At 63.5% G+C, this 13,859-nt stretch carries 13 protein-coding genes; 2 read left to right on the top strand and 11 right to left on the bottom strand.

All coding sequences use genetic code 11. The features are described 5' to 3' along the window. Positions 1-174 precede the first annotated feature (174 nt). From ACYP2Q_RS31115 to ACYP2Q_RS31070, 10 genes are all read right to left on the bottom strand, one after another. On the bottom strand, positions 175-1,533 hold the full coding sequence (locus ACYP2Q_RS31115) for a DUF1329 domain-containing protein (RefSeq protein WP_459734026.1): 1,359 nt from the start codon (positions 1,531-1,533) through the stop codon (positions 175-177). A 116-nt stretch (positions 1,534-1,649) separates the two neighbouring features. Continuing rightward, positions 1,650-3,332 (bottom strand): class I adenylate-forming enzyme family protein, encoded by a 1,683-nt coding sequence (locus ACYP2Q_RS31110; RefSeq protein ID WP_459734025.1) that lies wholly within the window; start codon positions 3,330-3,332, stop codon positions 1,650-1,652. A 215-nt stretch (positions 3,333-3,547) separates the two neighbouring features. Further along, complete coding sequence (locus tag ACYP2Q_RS31105; protein ID WP_459734024.1) at positions 3,548-4,690, bottom strand: acyl-CoA dehydrogenase family protein; 1,143 nt, start codon at positions 4,688-4,690, stop codon at positions 3,548-3,550. Then, positions 4,687-5,892, bottom strand: a complete 1,206-nt coding sequence (locus ACYP2Q_RS31100) for an acyl-CoA dehydrogenase family protein (protein ID WP_459734023.1) — start codon at positions 5,890-5,892, stop codon at positions 4,687-4,689. The genes ACYP2Q_RS31105 and ACYP2Q_RS31100 overlap by 4 nt, the downstream gene beginning before the upstream one ends. 65 nt (positions 5,893-5,957) lie before the next feature. Beyond that, complete coding sequence (locus ACYP2Q_RS31095) at positions 5,958-7,127, bottom strand: acyl-CoA dehydrogenase family protein (RefSeq protein ID WP_459734021.1); 1,170 nt, start codon at positions 7,125-7,127, stop codon at positions 5,958-5,960. A gap of 10 nt (positions 7,128-7,137) precedes the next feature. Continuing rightward, positions 7,138-8,316, bottom strand: a complete 1,179-nt coding sequence (locus ACYP2Q_RS31090) for a lipid-transfer protein (protein ID WP_459734020.1) — start codon at positions 8,314-8,316, stop codon at positions 7,138-7,140. A gap of 17 nt (positions 8,317-8,333) precedes the next feature. Then, positions 8,334-8,753, bottom strand: a complete 420-nt coding sequence (locus tag ACYP2Q_RS31085) for a MaoC family dehydratase (RefSeq protein WP_459734019.1) — start codon at positions 8,751-8,753, stop codon at positions 8,334-8,336. Further along, entirely contained in the window at positions 8,725-9,858 is a 1,134-nt protein-coding gene (locus tag ACYP2Q_RS31080) for an acyl-CoA dehydrogenase family protein (protein ID WP_459734018.1), read from the bottom strand. The genes ACYP2Q_RS31085 and ACYP2Q_RS31080 overlap by 29 nt, the downstream gene beginning before the upstream one ends. A gap of 9 nt (positions 9,859-9,867) precedes the next feature. Next, on the bottom strand, positions 9,868-10,836 hold the full coding sequence (locus ACYP2Q_RS31075; RefSeq protein ID WP_459734017.1) for a bifunctional MaoC family dehydratase N-terminal/OB-fold nucleic acid binding domain-containing protein: 969 nt from the start codon (positions 10,834-10,836) through the stop codon (positions 9,868-9,870). A 56-nt stretch (positions 10,837-10,892) separates the two neighbouring features. Next, on the bottom strand, positions 10,893-11,678 hold the full coding sequence (locus tag ACYP2Q_RS31070; protein WP_459734016.1) for an SDR family oxidoreductase: 786 nt from the start codon (positions 11,676-11,678) through the stop codon (positions 10,893-10,895). Between the two features lie 140 nt (positions 11,679-11,818). Between ACYP2Q_RS31070 and ACYP2Q_RS31065 the strand changes: the two genes are divergently transcribed. Continuing rightward, positions 11,819-12,604, top strand: a complete 786-nt coding sequence (locus tag ACYP2Q_RS31065) for an enoyl-CoA hydratase (RefSeq protein ID WP_459734015.1) — start codon at positions 11,819-11,821, stop codon at positions 12,602-12,604. 88 nt (positions 12,605-12,692) lie between these two features. On the opposite strand, the gene ACYP2Q_RS31060 is transcribed toward ACYP2Q_RS31065, so the two are convergent. Beyond that, positions 12,693-13,040 (bottom strand): DUF6124 family protein, encoded by a 348-nt coding sequence (locus tag ACYP2Q_RS31060; protein ID WP_459734013.1) that lies wholly within the window; start codon positions 13,038-13,040, stop codon positions 12,693-12,695. A gap of 590 nt (positions 13,041-13,630) precedes the next feature. On the opposite strand from ACYP2Q_RS31060, the gene ACYP2Q_RS31055 reads away from it, so the two are divergent. Then, the coding region (locus tag ACYP2Q_RS31055; RefSeq protein ID WP_459734012.1) for a hypothetical protein at positions 13,631-13,859 on the top strand (229 nt) is incomplete at its 3' end.

The following is a 13,859-nucleotide window of genomic DNA, read 5'->3' as shown; positions in this document are numbered from 1 at the left end:
GGAAAGTATTAATATCGCGCATAAGAACGCCGGTTTGTTAGATGTGTTTGCTCGCACGAACATCATCAATCAAATCGGCGTTCTTGTTTCTGTGTTTCCCAGGATTCCGTGATGAACCAAAAAAAAGCCCTATCGGAAACCGATAGGGCTTTTGTCTTTGCAACGACCCGGCGCTTACCGCCCGATCGCCCGCGCCGCATCGGCGGTGTATTGGTCCGGGGTGAACTTGCCTTCGTTGAGGATCGGCCCCTTCTTCGCTTCGTTGGTCATGCCGTAGCCGGTGTACTGGCCGGAGTTCAGGTCCATGAAGAACTGCGAACCGGCCTGCCAGCCGCTCATGTCAGGGTGGTAGTAGTAGTTGACCATGGCGTGTTTCCACAGTTGCCCACGGGCGTCGTAGTTGTCGGCCATGACCGCGTTCCAGGTGTCTTCGTCGATGAACAGCACGCGCTTGCCATAGACATGGCGATAGCCTTCCTTCAAGTCCGCTTCCAGTACCCACACCCGCCGCAATTCATAACGCATCAAATCGGGATTGGGATGGTTGGGGGTCAGCATGTCGGCGAACTTGACGGTGCCGGCGTTGGGCTTGAAGGCGTTGGCCGGGCTGTAGATCTCGCGCTTGCCGATCAGCTTCCAGGTGTAACGCTCCGGCGAGCCGTTGAACAAGCGGTCTTCGTCGATGGTCATGGTGCCGTTGGTGCCGATCATCGGCTGATCGAAACCGTAGCCCGGCAGTTGCCGTACGCGCCGGGTCGATGGGCTGTAGGTCCAGGCCTGGCGCGCATCGGTGCCGAAGTTATAGGGTTCATGGGAAATACTGATGGTGCCGTTGTCGCGGGCCGGCTTGAGGGTCATGTTGTTGCTCATGGCCGCAATCTTGTCTTCGGTCCTGGAGTCGGCGCCCGGTGTGTTACCCAGTGCCAGGTTACGTGCGTAGGCTCGCCCCCAGCCAATGCTGCCGTTGGGCAGGACCGAGGCCAGGTCGGAGGTTTTTTCCTCGGTGTAGGCGCGCGCCGGCAGTTGGTGATTCCACAGCAGTTCCATGCCGTTCTTGGGAATCGGGAACGGCACTTGGCCTATCCCGGTGAAACCGGCACCGTCATTGACCAGCTGGGCGTGCAGCGCGTTGTCCATCACGCGGCGGCAGACGTAATCGGGGTAGCGAAAATCCCGATGGCCTGGGTAGATGTTCATCTTGTAGGTGGTCGGGTATTTCTTCAGCAGGGCCTTCTGCCCTTCGGTCAGGTGCGACTCGTACTGGCTCATGTTCTGCGCGGTGATCACCAGGATCGGCTTCTCCGCCGCATAGGGATCCACCGGCTGGTCGCCGGAGAATTTCACATGATTCCAGCCCGGTACTTCACCCAGGTATTTGCCGGTGTACGGCGGAATGGTGCCCTCGGCGTTGCCGGCCTGCTCGGCGCCGACACAGGTCAGCTCCTTGCCCAGCTTGGCCGCTTCCTGGGGTGATACCGCGGCGTGCGCATAACCCATCAGCCCGCTATTGGCTGTGACTGCGACCGCGAGCATGAGACCTGTTCTTGTTATTTTCATGTGATGCCTCCTACGCTGATAAGGCTTTATGGAATGGACCCATTGTTCGTGTTCTGCCGGCCCGAACATCGTCCGGAAAGACTAAGGCGGCGTTATGCGCCCAACTTTTCTTGCAGCTGCGCCTTGAGCACCTTGCCGGTGGCATTGCGGGGCAAGGGTTCGCGAACCCGAAAGACCTGCGCCGGCACTTTGTAGGCGGCCAGGCGCTCGGCGATGAATGCGCAGATTTGCGCTTCCTGGGGCAGTGTCGATGCCTGGCCATGCACGGCCAGCCCCACCGTCTCGCCCAGCAGCGGGTCGGCAATGGCGAAGGCCGCCGCCTCCAGGACACCGGGCATATCGAGGATGCAGGTTTCGATTTCCGCGGCGGAAATGTTCTCGCCTCCGCGGTTGATCAACTCCTTGACCCGGCCGGTGATGTGGAGGAATTGCTCTTCGTCGAGATAACCGATATCGCCGGTGTCCAGCCAACCGTCACGCAGGCTTTGCGCAGTGGCTTCGGGCAGGTTCCAGTAGGCGCTCATCAGGGTTGGGGAACGCAACCAGATGACCCCGCGAGTGCCCGTCACCTGAGGCTGGTCAGGGCTGTCACCGATACGAATATCGACGATCGGCAGCGCCCAACCCGCCGTCTGCGGCTTGTATACGAACGGATCGCCACCGATGGCCGCGCCGATGCCATTGCTTTCGGTCAGGCCGTAGCCGGCACCGCCGATGACGTCGGGCTTGAGCTTGAGCATGTTGTCCAGCACCCCGGCGGAGGACGCTGCACCGCCCAGTCCAAGACCGAACAGGCTGGCGGTGTGCTCGCTGCCAAAGCGCGGTGACGCAAGCAACTGCTGCATCATCACCGGTGCCCCGTTGAACTGAGTACAGCGCTCATCGCGAATGAGGTCGATGGCACGTTCGACATCCCACTTGTACATCAGCATCAAGCGCCGACCGCCGCGTAATGCCGACAGAAATTGCGCATGCAAGCCGCTGACATGGAACAGCGGCACCGCCGCCAGCGTGGTGGGTGGATAGCCGCTGTTGATCACCACGCCGATACGCTCGGGCGAGCTCATGGCGCAAAACGCGCCCTGGAAATCCAGGGCAAACAGCGCCTGGCAGATGGCCCGGTGACTGGACACGGCGCCCTTGGCGCGGCTGGTGGTGCCCGAGGTATAGAGGATCAGTGCCGGCGCGTCAGGATCGATTTCCAGCGTGGGCACAGGTTGTGCCGGGGCGCTGATCAAGTCCTCGAAACGCAGGCAGTTCTCGGGCAAGGTGGCTTCCCCTGCCCCGACGACGATGGTGGCTCGCTGCTCGCGGGCCAGGTCTTCGCGCAAGGTATCGAGGCGCGCTTCGTCACACAGCAGCAGGCGCGAACCGCTGTCTTGCAACGCGTATTGCAACTCATCGCGCAGACCCCAACTGTTGAGCGGCACACACACCGCGCCACAGCGCACGATCGCGGCGAACGCCACCAGCCACGCCGGCTGGTTGCGCATGGCAATCGCCACCCGCTCGCCCGGTTGCAGGGCAAAACGGGCGACCATTTGCCCGGCCAGGCGGTCGACCTGATCGAAGAATTGGTTGAAGGTCAGGCGTTGTGATTGCCAGACCAGGAACTCACGGTCACCGTGAACCCGACCGGCGTCGAACACCTGCAGCAAGTCGTGCGCGGCGTGACGAAAGTAACGTGGCGCGCCGTCATCGGGCGTCACCACTTCAAACGGCGCACCGGGGGCGATCAGATCGCGCCACGCGGCTTGCCAGCGTTCAATGCTCATGTTTGTTTTCTCCAGAACAGCGAAAAACCTGAGGGAGCGTGTCGTACGCAAATGTTGAATACCCCGCCGTTCCTTGTGGGAGCGGGCTTGCCCGCGAAGGGGTCGGCACATTCAACATCTGCATCGCCTGACACTCCGTCTTCGCGGGCAAGCCCGCTCCCACAGGGGTCGGGTTACATCAGGGGACCTTGTGAGGGATTAATCCCGCTGTTCGGTTACGCGTGGGCCGAATAGCGTTCGCAATGGAAATCCCGGTCGCCCAGGCAGCTCTGCGCCACGCGCACGCGCTTGAGGTACAGGCCGACATCCAGTTCGTCGGTGACGCCAATGCCGCCGTGCATCTGCACTGCTTCATTGGCGACCTTGATGGCCGTGTCGCCGGCCTTCCATTTCGCCAGGCTGACCAGGCGAGCACGGGCGCCGACGTCGAGGCTGGCGTCGTCCAGGGTCGCCAGCGCCGCCATCAGCGCGCTGCGGCTTAGCGCCAGGTCGACATACAGTTGCGCGGCGCGGTGTTGCAGGACCTGGAAGGTGCCAATCGGCGTGTCGAACTGCACGCGGGTCTTGAGGTACTCCAGGGTGGTTTCGAACAGTTGCTCGGCCATCCCCAACAGCTCCGCCGCGAGACAGGTGCGACCACGGTCCAGCACGGTTTCCAGCGCAGCCCAGCCTTCGCCCAAGGTACCCAGCAGCGCATCGCTGCCCAGTTGCACGCCGTCCAGTTGCAGGCGTGCGCTGTTGCGCGAATCGATCAGCGCCAGGGCGCTGACGGTCAAACCCTTCGTGTCGGCCGGCACCAGGAACAGGCTGATGCCCTGGGTCTCACCTGGCTGCCCGGAGGTGCGCGCCGCCACCACGTAGGCATCGGCACCGAGGCCATCGACCACCCAGAACTTGTCGCCGTGCAAGCGATAGCCCTGCCCTTCGGCCTTGGCCTCAAGGGCAACGCCGCGCGGGTCGTGGCGCGAGCGTTCGTCAACGGCCAGGGCCAGGCGTTGTTCGCCACCGATCAGCGCTGGCAACCACTGCGCCTGCTGCGCCGAATTGCCCGCCAGCTGCACCAGCGAACCGCCCAATACCACGCTGGACAACAGCGGCGTGGCCGACAGGTTGCGGCCCATGGATTCGAAGATCGGCCCGAGGCCCTTGCAACCGAAATCCAGGCCACCGAAATCTTCGGGGAAGGCGATCGCGCTCCAGCCCAACCCCACCGCGTCACGCCACAATTGCGGGTCGAAGCCAAAGGCCGCCGCCTCGTCACGCAGTCGACGCTGGGCACTCACCGGACTGCGGGCGGCGAGAAAGTCCCGGGCGCTGTCGGCCAACAAACGCTGGTCATCGTTATAACGCAGGCTCATGGGGTGACTCCTTTTTTGGCGTCGGGCAAGCCCAGCACGCGCTTGGCGATGACGTTCAACTGGACCTCTGAGGACCCGCCGGAAATGGTCAGCGCATAGCTGTTCAACCAGGAGCGGGTCACCGCCAGTTGCTGCTCGCTGAACGCCGCACTGTCCCAACCGAAGGCATGCCCGGCCATGGCATCGAGCAGCACTTCGAACTTGTCGCGCTCCTGTTCGGTGTGCACCAGTTTCATGATCGACATCAGGCCGCCGATGTCATCGCCGGCCCGCGCCTCTTCGCCCATGCGCTGCACGGTCAGGTTGTAGGCCTGCTCGTTCATTGCACAGGCCGTGGCCCGCGCCTGCAGCGCGTGTTCGCTCTGAGATTGTGGCGCCGGCACGTACTCGCGCATCAGCGCCAGCAGGTCGAAGTGCGACGGCAGGCTGAATTCGCCGAATTTCGACATCGCCTTGCGTTCGTGCTGCAGCAGGTACTTGGCCAGGTTCCAGCCGCCGTTCAACGGCCCGATCAACTGGCTCTTGGGCACTTTCACACTGTCGAAGAACACCTGGCAAAACGCCGACTTGCCGCTGATCAGATCGATCGGCTGCGGCTTCACGCCGGGGCTGCGCATGTCCAGCACGATCAGGCTGATGCCCTCGTGTTTCGGTGCGCTGAAGTCGGTGCGCACCAGGGCATACATCCAGTCGGACTTGTCGCCGTAGGAGGTCCAGATCTTGCTGCCGTCCACCACGAAGTGATCACCGGCATCGCGGGCGGCCATTTTCAGGCTGGCCAGGTCGGAGCCGGCGTTCGGCTCGGAGAAGCCCTGGCACCAGCGCACTTCACCGCGGGCAATCGGCGGCAGCAGATCGCGTTTCTGTTGCTCGCTGCCGAACGCCAGCAATACCGGCCCAAGCATCCAGATGCCCAGGTTGATCTGCGGCGGCCGGCACTTGAGGCGACGCATCTCGCTTTCCAGCACCGCCAGTTGTTCGTCACTCAGGCCGGCGCCGCCGTATTCCTCAGGCCACTCGGGGCAAAACCAGCGCTTGTCGCGCATACGCTCGAACCACAGGCGCGCGTCTTCACAGGGAAACTGCGGGTTCTGGCTGCCCCACACCACATCGCCTTCAGCCATGCCGGTGCGCATCGACGGCGGGCAGTTGGCCTCCAGCCAGGCGCGGGTGTCCTGGCGAAATTGCTCGATAGTGCTCATGAAAGTCCCCTTCGACTCGCCCCGGAGCCGGGGCGAGTGCGGTTCTTGTTGTTGATGGACGAGCGTCAGCGTTGGGTGCGCGGCATGCCGAGGCCAAACTGGGCGATCAGTTCGCGCTGGATTTCATTGGTGCCGCCGCCAAAGGTCAGGGTCGTTGCAGAGCGCAATTCATACTCCAGGTCACCTTCCAACAGCGTCGCCGCCGAACCGCTGCGCATCGAGCCATTGGCACCGACGATCGCCGCCAGCTTGCGCAGGATCTCGATGGCCGACTCCGAGCCGAACACCTTGGTGGTCGAACTCAGCGCGACGCTCATGCGGTCGAGCTCAAGATCGGAGGCTATGCGCATGTTGATCAGGCGCATCGCCTCCAGGCGCGCATAACACTCGGCCAGCGAGCTGCGCACCCAGGCCTTGTCCATCGCCCGACGCCCCTGTTCATCGCGGGCCCGCGCCCACAGGTAGACCCGGCGAAACAGCGCCACCACCTTGTCCGACCAGGTGCCCAGGCCGAGGCGTTCGTGGTTCAACTGCGAGGTGATGAGTTTCCAGCCACCGTGCAACTCGCCCACCAGCATCTCGTTGGGCACCCGCACGTTGTCGTAGTAAGTGGCCGCCGTCGGATTGCCGACGGTGTGGATCAGGGTGTGGGAGAAACCCGGCGTCGTGGTATCGACGATCAGCAGCGAAATGCCCTTGTGCCGCGCCTGGGTCGGATCGGTACGGGCCGCCAGCCAGACGAAATCGGCCGATTCGGCGCCCGAGGTCCACAGCTTGTTGCCATTGACCACGAAGCCTTCTTCGTCCTGGCGCGCACTGGTTTTCAGCACGGCCAGATCGCTGCCGGCGTCGGGTTCGGAGTAACCGATGGCGAACATGATTTCGCCCGCGGCGATCCCAGGCAGGAAACGCTCTTTCTGCAGCTCGCTGCCGTGGGCCATCAAGGCCGGGCCCACGGTGCTGATGGTCACGAACGGCAGTGGCGCGCCGGCGATGTTGGCTTCTTCGAAGAAGATCAACTGTTCGGTGGCGGCGTAGCCCTGGCCGCCATGGGCCTTGGGCCAGCCGACCGCGAGCCAGCCGTCGCGACCCATCTGGCGGATGGTCTGGCGATACAGCTCGCCGCCTTCCTTGCCGCGCAACTGCTCGCGCATGTCCTTGGTCATCAGGGCCTGGAAATAGTCCCGCACCTTGTGGCGCAGGGCATGTTGTTCGGGAGTGAGGTCGACGAACATCTGCTGCTCCTTAGGCTGCGCCGAGAATCAGGCCGCTGGTGGGTACGCCGGTGCCGGCGGTGACCAGCACGTTCTGCACATCCGCCACCTGGTTGACCGCCGTGCCACGCACCTGGCGCACCGCTTCGGCGATGCCGTTCATGCCGTGGATGTAGGCTTCGCCCAGTTGACCGCCGTGGGTGTTGATCGGCAGTTTGCCGCCACGGGCGTGGTGCCCGGCGCGGATGAATTCCTTGGCTTCGCCGCGTTCGACGAAGCCGAACTCTTCCAGCTGCGGCAGCACGAACGGGGTGAAGTGGTCGTAGATCACCGCGGTCTGGAAAGACTCTGGACCGAGGCCCGACTGGCGATACAGCTCGCGGGCGACCACGCCCATTTCCGGCAGCCCGGTGATGTCTTCGCGGTAGAACGAGGTCATGCTCTGCTGGCCGTGGCTGATGCCCTGGGAACCGGCCTTGATGGTCACCGGTTTCTGCCGCAGGTCACGGGCGCGCTCGGCCGAGGTGATGACCATCGCCACCGCGCCATCGGACTCCTGGCAGCAATCGAGCAGGTGCAGCGGTTCGCAGATCCAGCGTGAGGCCTGGTGTTCTTCCAGGGTGATCGGCTTGCCGTGGAAAAACGCCTGGGGGTTGGTCGCGGCGAAATCCCGCGCGGCCACGGCGATCCGGCCGAAGTCTTCGCTGGTGGCGCCATAGGTGTGCATGTAGCGCTGGGCGAACATGCCGACCCAGGCGGCCGGCGTATGGAAGCCGTGGGGCATGTACCAGCCGTAGTTGACGTTGTCGAAGATCGGCGAGGCCGCGAAGCCGTAGTTGCCGGTGCCGAAGCGGTACCAGGAACGCTCGTTCATGGCCCGGTACACCACCACCACTTTCGCCACGCCGGTGGCCACCGCCATCGCCGCGTGCATCACCGGCCCGCAGGCCGCGCCGCCGCCATGGGGCACCTGGGAGAAGAACTTGACGTCCTTGCAACCGAGCAGGCGGGCGATTTCGTACTCCGGGACCTTGTCCACCGAGTAGGAGCTGAAGCCGTCTACCTCGGACGGGTCGATGCCGGCATCCTTGAGCGCACTCAAGGTGGCCTCCAGGGCCAGGCGCAATTCGGTGCGTCCGGAGTTCTTGGAAAATTCGGTCGCGCCGAGGCCAACGATCGCGGCGCGCCCGGAAATCGATGAATCAGTCATCTGTGTCTCTCCGGCTGTCAGGGCAGGACCAGCGCGACCGTGCCGGTCACGTGATTGCCCATGGAATTTTTGCCGCTCAAGGTGATTTCCACCGTGCGGGTGTCGGCATCGAGTGCGCTGACGCTGCCGTTGAAGGTCATGCAGTCGCCGGGATAATTCGGCGCACCGAGCTTGATTTTCAGGGCGGTGAACTGCGCCAGCGGCCCGGCCCACTGCTCGATGAACCGCTGCACCAGCCCGTTGGTGGTGAGGATGTTCATGAACACGTGGGGCGAACCCAGGGCACGGGCCGCCTCGGCGTCGTGGTGACCGGGGAAATAGTCACGCGTGGCAATCGCGCCACCGTTGATCAGGGTCACCGTGATCGGCACCGCGAGCTCCGGCAGTGCTTCGCCGGGGCGCACGTCTTCAAAGCGCTTGGTGTTCTTCGAGGTCATATTTCCATCCCAGCTTGTCGTTATCGTTGAGCCAGTCGCCCAGGCGTTCCAGGTTTGCCGCCGAACCACCCAAGGCAAGGGACAGGCCGCGACTCCAGTAGAGAAAACGGTGGATCGGATACGTCAGGTCGACGCCGATGCCGCCATGCACGTGCTGCGCGATATGGCCGATGCGGTGCCCCGCTTCACAGGCCAGCCAGGCCGTGGCGAGCGCTTCGCTGGGCGCCGGCAAGCCGGCATCGATGCGGTAGGCCAGTTGCCACAGCGTGGTGCGCAAGGCTTCGACGGCGATATGGGTGTCGGCCATGCTCATCTGCACCGCCTGGAAGCTGCCGATGACGCGCTCGAACTGCCGGCGCTCGCTGACATAGGCCACGGTGCGACGGACCTGCTCTTCGCTGACCCCCAGTTGCAGGGCCGCCAATGCCGCTGTGCAACGCAGCTCCAGCCAGGCGACGGACTCGGCCGGCAGTAGCGCGGCGGCGTTCACGGTCAAGCCCTGGATGTGCAAGTCGGCCACTGCTTCGCCGTGGGTCAACACCGCCGATACCCGCTTCACTTCGGGCGCCGACAGGTCAAGCAGCAACAAGCGCGGCTGGCCTTCGACTTCTACCAATACCAGCGCGGCCTGCGACTGATCGCCCAACGCAAGGGACGCAACCCGGCCATTGATCGACCAGCCCCCGGTGGTCGCCTGCGCCTGCAACTCAATGCCCCGAGCACTGCTCAAGCCATCGACAGACAGGCTCAGCAGCGCCTCGCCGGATGCCGCCTTGGCCACCCACCCGGCACTGTCGCCAGCGCCGAAACGGGCCAGGGTCGCAGCAGCCAATTGATGACGCCACAACGGCACCTGGGCCAGGGCCTTGCCCTGGGCCTGCAGCACCAGCATCAGTTCGGTCATGCCCAGGCCGCTGCCGCCGTGCTCTTCGGGAATCGCCAGGGCGTGCAGTCCGGTCTCGATGCACAGCGCCCACAGCGGCGCCATCATCGATTCGCCGCTGGTGTCCCACTGGCGCATGTACTCGTCATGGCAATGGTCGACAAACAGGCCGTCGGCCATCTGCGCAATGGCGCGCTGGTCTTCGCTCAATTCGAAATCCATGAAGGGCTCCTATGCCTCTACCGGCCGGAACATCGGCAGGGTCTGTTGGTCATCGAAGGTCTGGAACTCGACCTGCAGACGCTGGCCGATCTGCAATTGCTCGCGCTCGATACCCACCAGCCCGGCGATCAGGCGCACGCCCTCCGCAAGCTCGATCAGGCCGATCGGGTTGGGGTAATCGAACGGCGGCACTTCGGGGTAGTGCATCACCACGAACGAATACAAGGTGGCGCGGCCGCTGGCCTCAAGGGTGTCCCAGTCGAAGCTGTGGCACTCAATGCACACCGGGGCCGGCGGATGACGCAGGGTCTGGCAGGCGGTGCAGCGCTGGATCAGCAACTGACCCTTGGCGCAGCCTTCCCAGAAGAACCGGGTGTCGTCGCTGATGCCCGGCAGCGGGCGCTTGGCCTTGGCCGGCGCCGCTTCAACCTTGGCCGGTGCCTGGGCATTGGCCGCACGGAACTTGAACACGCGAAACAGCAACTGACCCACCGGCTCGTCGCCGCCGGCTTTTTCGACGAAGTGGCTCATCACCAGGGTGACGAAAAAGCCGGTGCCCAGGGCGGTGGTTTTCTCATCGCCCACCGAATCCAGGCGCGTGGTGTAGTAGAGCTTTTCACCCATACGCAGTGGACGGGTGAAGCTCAGCTCGGAATTCACCGCCACGGTGGACGCGTAGCCGTAGGCTTCCATTTCCTTGAGTACCTCGTACGGGTTCTCGTCGGTGGAGCCAGGCGGATAGTTGTTGGCGTGCAGGCCTTCCATGGTCCACACCTGCAGCATCGCCGGCGGCGCGATCAGGCCCTCATGTTGAGTGCCCAGGGCAAATTCCGCATCGGTGTAGAGCGGGTTGTCCACGCCCATGACTTCGCACCACTGGCGAATCATCGGGGCATTGACCTCGTCCCAGGCGTACACGCGGCCGTACTCGCGCCCCACCAGGGCGCGCACATTGGATAGCAATTGTGGATCAGCCAAAGTCGTCTCCTTCACATTGAAGGCGGCCACCGAACCCGGTCGCCGCAATAGGTCGATCAGGTGGGCAGCACCTGCGCGGCGCCGAGAAATGCCGGGCGTTCACCACCGCCATGCAGCAACAGGTTGCAACCGCTGGCGTAACCGGCCAGCGGCGATGCGATGTAGAGGCAGGCGTTGGCGATGTCTTCGGCCACCGCCATGCGGCCGGCCGGAATGCCGGCGGCGACGGCGGCGACACCGGCTTCGGAGCCGTAATGCAGATGCGCCTGCTCGGTCAGCACCAGCCCCGGGCTGACCGTGACCACCCGCACCTTGGGCCCCCACTCCACCGCCAGCGATTGCACCAGCGCCAGCACCCCGGCCTTGGCCGCGCCGTAAGCGGCGGTACCCGGCGATGAACGCAGCGCACTGATGCTGCCGATAAAGACGATGCAACCGCCCTGGGCCTGTGCCTGCATCAGCCGGTTGGCGTGCTGGGCGACGTTGAGCGGCGCGATCAGGTTCAGGCCGATGATGCTTTCATGAAACCTCGGCGAGGCCGTGGCCGCGTCGGTGGCAGGGCTGCCGCCGGCGTTGTTGATCACCACGTCGAGGCGCCCGAAGTCGCGTTCGATGGTGGCGAACAGGCGTTGCAGGGAATCGTGGTCGCGCACATCGGTGGCAATGAAGGTCGCGCGCTTGCCACCCGCTGTCGGCACCTGCTCAGGTTCGCGCCGGGCACAGACGATCACCCGTGCGTTCGCGGCCAGAAATCCCAGCGCGATACCGGCGCCGATGCCCTTGGTGCCACCGGTGATCAGCACCACCTTGCCGCTGTAATCAAGACCCGAATGCAGCTCCATCATGTGCTCCTTTTCTACTGACAAGAGCCACTCTAGGGACGAACCGCGAGCCAAACTACGTCTGAACGGACGATGAAAATTCAGCGCCGTGAACAGGACACTGGCGCCATTCATACCTTGCCTGGTCTTCGAAGATGCCCATGTCCGACTCATCCGCTGCACCGGTTCTGCTCGAGCGCCCACTGCCCGGCGTGGCCCTGCTGCGACTCAATCGCCCGCAGGCGACCAACGCCTTGAGCCTGGAATTGCAGGCGCTGCTGTCGCGGTATTTCAGTGAGCTGGCGATTGATCCCGAAGTGCGCTGCATCGTCCTGACGGGCGGTGACAAGGTGTTCGCCGCCGGTGGCGACATCAACAGCATGGCCGGGGTCGGCGCCATCGATATCTACAAGCGCCACACCGAACGGGTCTGGGGGCCGATCCAGCACTGTCCGAAACCGCTGATCGCGGCCGTCTGCGGCTACGCCTACGGCGGCGGTTGCGAGCTGGCGATGCACGCCGACCTGATCGTCGCCGGGCGCAGCGCACGCTTCTGCCAACCGGAAATCCGCATCGGCATCATGCCCGGCATCGGCGGCACGCAACGCCTGGTGCGGGCGGTGGGCAAGGTCAAGGCCATGCGCATGGCACTCACCGGGCAACCCATCAGCGCCGAGGACGCCTGGGTCGCCGGCCTGGTCAGCGACCTGGTGGACGACGACCAGGTCCAGGCCCACGCCCTGGAACTGGCACGCGTCATCGCCGCGATGCCAGCCCTGGCCGCCGAGCAGATCAAGGAAGTGATCCTGGCCGGCATGGACGCCCCGCTCGAAGCCGGCCTGGCTTTGGAGCGCAAGGCCAATGCCTTGCTGTTCGCGTCACGGGATCAGAAGGAAGGCATGCAGGCGTTTATCGACAAGCGCCCGGCGCGGTTTGAGGGGTACTAGACACTCGTCTGCCGGGCTCGCTCCCACAGGGATTTATGCAGGTTACGCGGTCCCCTGGAGCTGCCGCAGGCTGCGATCTTTTGATTTTCTATTCAGCCCGATCAATCCGATCCAGCGCCCGGTTCACCGCCAGTTCGCCCAGCATGATGACCTGGGCAATCCCCAACAGGGAGTTGCGACTGGTCCCTTCCATATGATCCGCCAGATCCAGCGCCATGACATTGGCCGAAGCCAGCGACTCACAGGCGTGGGCCAGCAGAGTTTGTGTATCGAGTTCCGGGTTGACGATGAACATGGTGCACAGCTTGCGTGGAGTGGCCTGGATGTCGGCGGCAGAGGGGATGCGTTCGGAGGGTGGATGGGAGCTGTCTGAGTCGATGGTTTCGGAGGGCGTTACCGGATCGGTGTCCGGAGGGTTTGGTGTCGGCTTGATCATAGTTGCTTCTCTCATAGTTGAGCGGCAACCATCTCGCTACTAAACGAAAGGGTGGCGGCTGTGCGCAAGTTAGTAGACCGGGAAAGCAACAAACCGGCGCATCCGAAGACGCCAAGCGCACAGCCACCATCAAGTGCAGGTGAACACCTGAACAAATGACGCTTGTGCAACCGATATTACTTTCCGGGCTACTAAACCCGATCACTGACCATCAGTGACGCGAATCAAGTTACCGAGCGACCCCAGGGCGCACAAGCCGGCGGATTCTGGCGTAACCGTAGGCAACGACGCAAGGCGCTGTGGCTTTCGGGAAGTAACCTGGTGGGCGTTTAAACACGCTGCAAACTACCCGACAAAGCGCTGCTACTAGAAGCGGAACAGGCCTCGCTGTTAACGCTTAACGGCTCCTATCATCAATCCCGGAAATATTCCTACAGATCCGACGCGCAGCCATCTCCGACGCATCCTACGCGCTCATCGGAAGCGTCCTATCCCAACCTTTATCAGATTCCCGAAAGCTGTCGGGTGCCTGAACGAGGGTGGAAAACCAAGCCTCCCCGTATGCCCAGCCAGCCCAGGGAGGTCTGATTTTGTCCAACACACCGCGCATCTTCTTCAACCACACCCGCCACATATTCACCATCCACCGGTTCGACGCCGCCTTCGACGTCCTGGCCTTCGAAGGCCAGGAGCACCTGAGCCAGCCCTTCAACTACCGCATCGAATTCACCTGCGTCGAACAGGACCTCAGCGCCGAACAAATACTCAACAAGGACGCCCGTTTCAGTCTGTATCCCTTGCCGCCAAAGCCACCTTACC

Source organism: Pseudomonas sp. MHK4, from assembly GCF_054600775.1.
This window is presented reverse-complemented; position numbering and strand designations above follow the sequence as displayed.

Bases quoted from the DNA above. Each gene is read 5' to 3' on its own strand.
- ACYP2Q_RS31110 (WP_459734025.1), bottom strand. From the start codon at position 3,332: ATGAGCATTGAACGCTGGCAAGCCGCGTGGCGCGATCTGATCGCCCCC.
- ACYP2Q_RS31105 (WP_459734024.1), bottom strand. From the start codon at position 4,690: ATGAGCCTGCGTTATAACGATGACCAGCGTTTGTTGGCCGACAGCGCC.
- ACYP2Q_RS31095 (WP_459734021.1), bottom strand. From the start codon at position 7,127: ATGTTCGTCGACCTCACTCCCGAACAACATGCCCTGCGCCACAAGGTG.
- ACYP2Q_RS31065 (WP_459734015.1), top strand. From the start codon at position 11,819: ATGTCCGACTCATCCGCTGCACCGGTTCTGCTCGAGCGCCCACTGCCC.
- ACYP2Q_RS31070 (WP_459734016.1), bottom strand. From the start codon at position 11,678: ATGGAGCTGCATTCGGGTCTTGATTACAGCGGCAAGGTGGTGCTGATC.
- ACYP2Q_RS31060 (WP_459734013.1), bottom strand. From the start codon at position 13,040: ATGATCAAGCCGACACCAAACCCTCCGGACACCGATCCGGTAACGCCC.
- ACYP2Q_RS31090 (WP_459734020.1), bottom strand. From the start codon at position 8,316: ATGACTGATTCATCGATTTCCGGGCGCGCCGCGATCGTTGGCCTCGGC.
- ACYP2Q_RS31100 (WP_459734023.1), bottom strand. From the start codon at position 5,892: ATGAGCACTATCGAGCAATTTCGCCAGGACACCCGCGCCTGGCTGGAG.
- ACYP2Q_RS31115 (WP_459734026.1), bottom strand. From the start codon at position 1,533: ATGCTCGCGGTCGCAGTCACAGCCAATAGCGGGCTGATGGGTTATGCG.
- ACYP2Q_RS31085 (WP_459734019.1), bottom strand. From the start codon at position 8,753: ATGACCTCGAAGAACACCAAGCGCTTTGAAGACGTGCGCCCCGGCGAA.
- ACYP2Q_RS31080 (WP_459734018.1), bottom strand. From the start codon at position 9,858: ATGGATTTCGAATTGAGCGAAGACCAGCGCGCCATTGCGCAGATGGCC.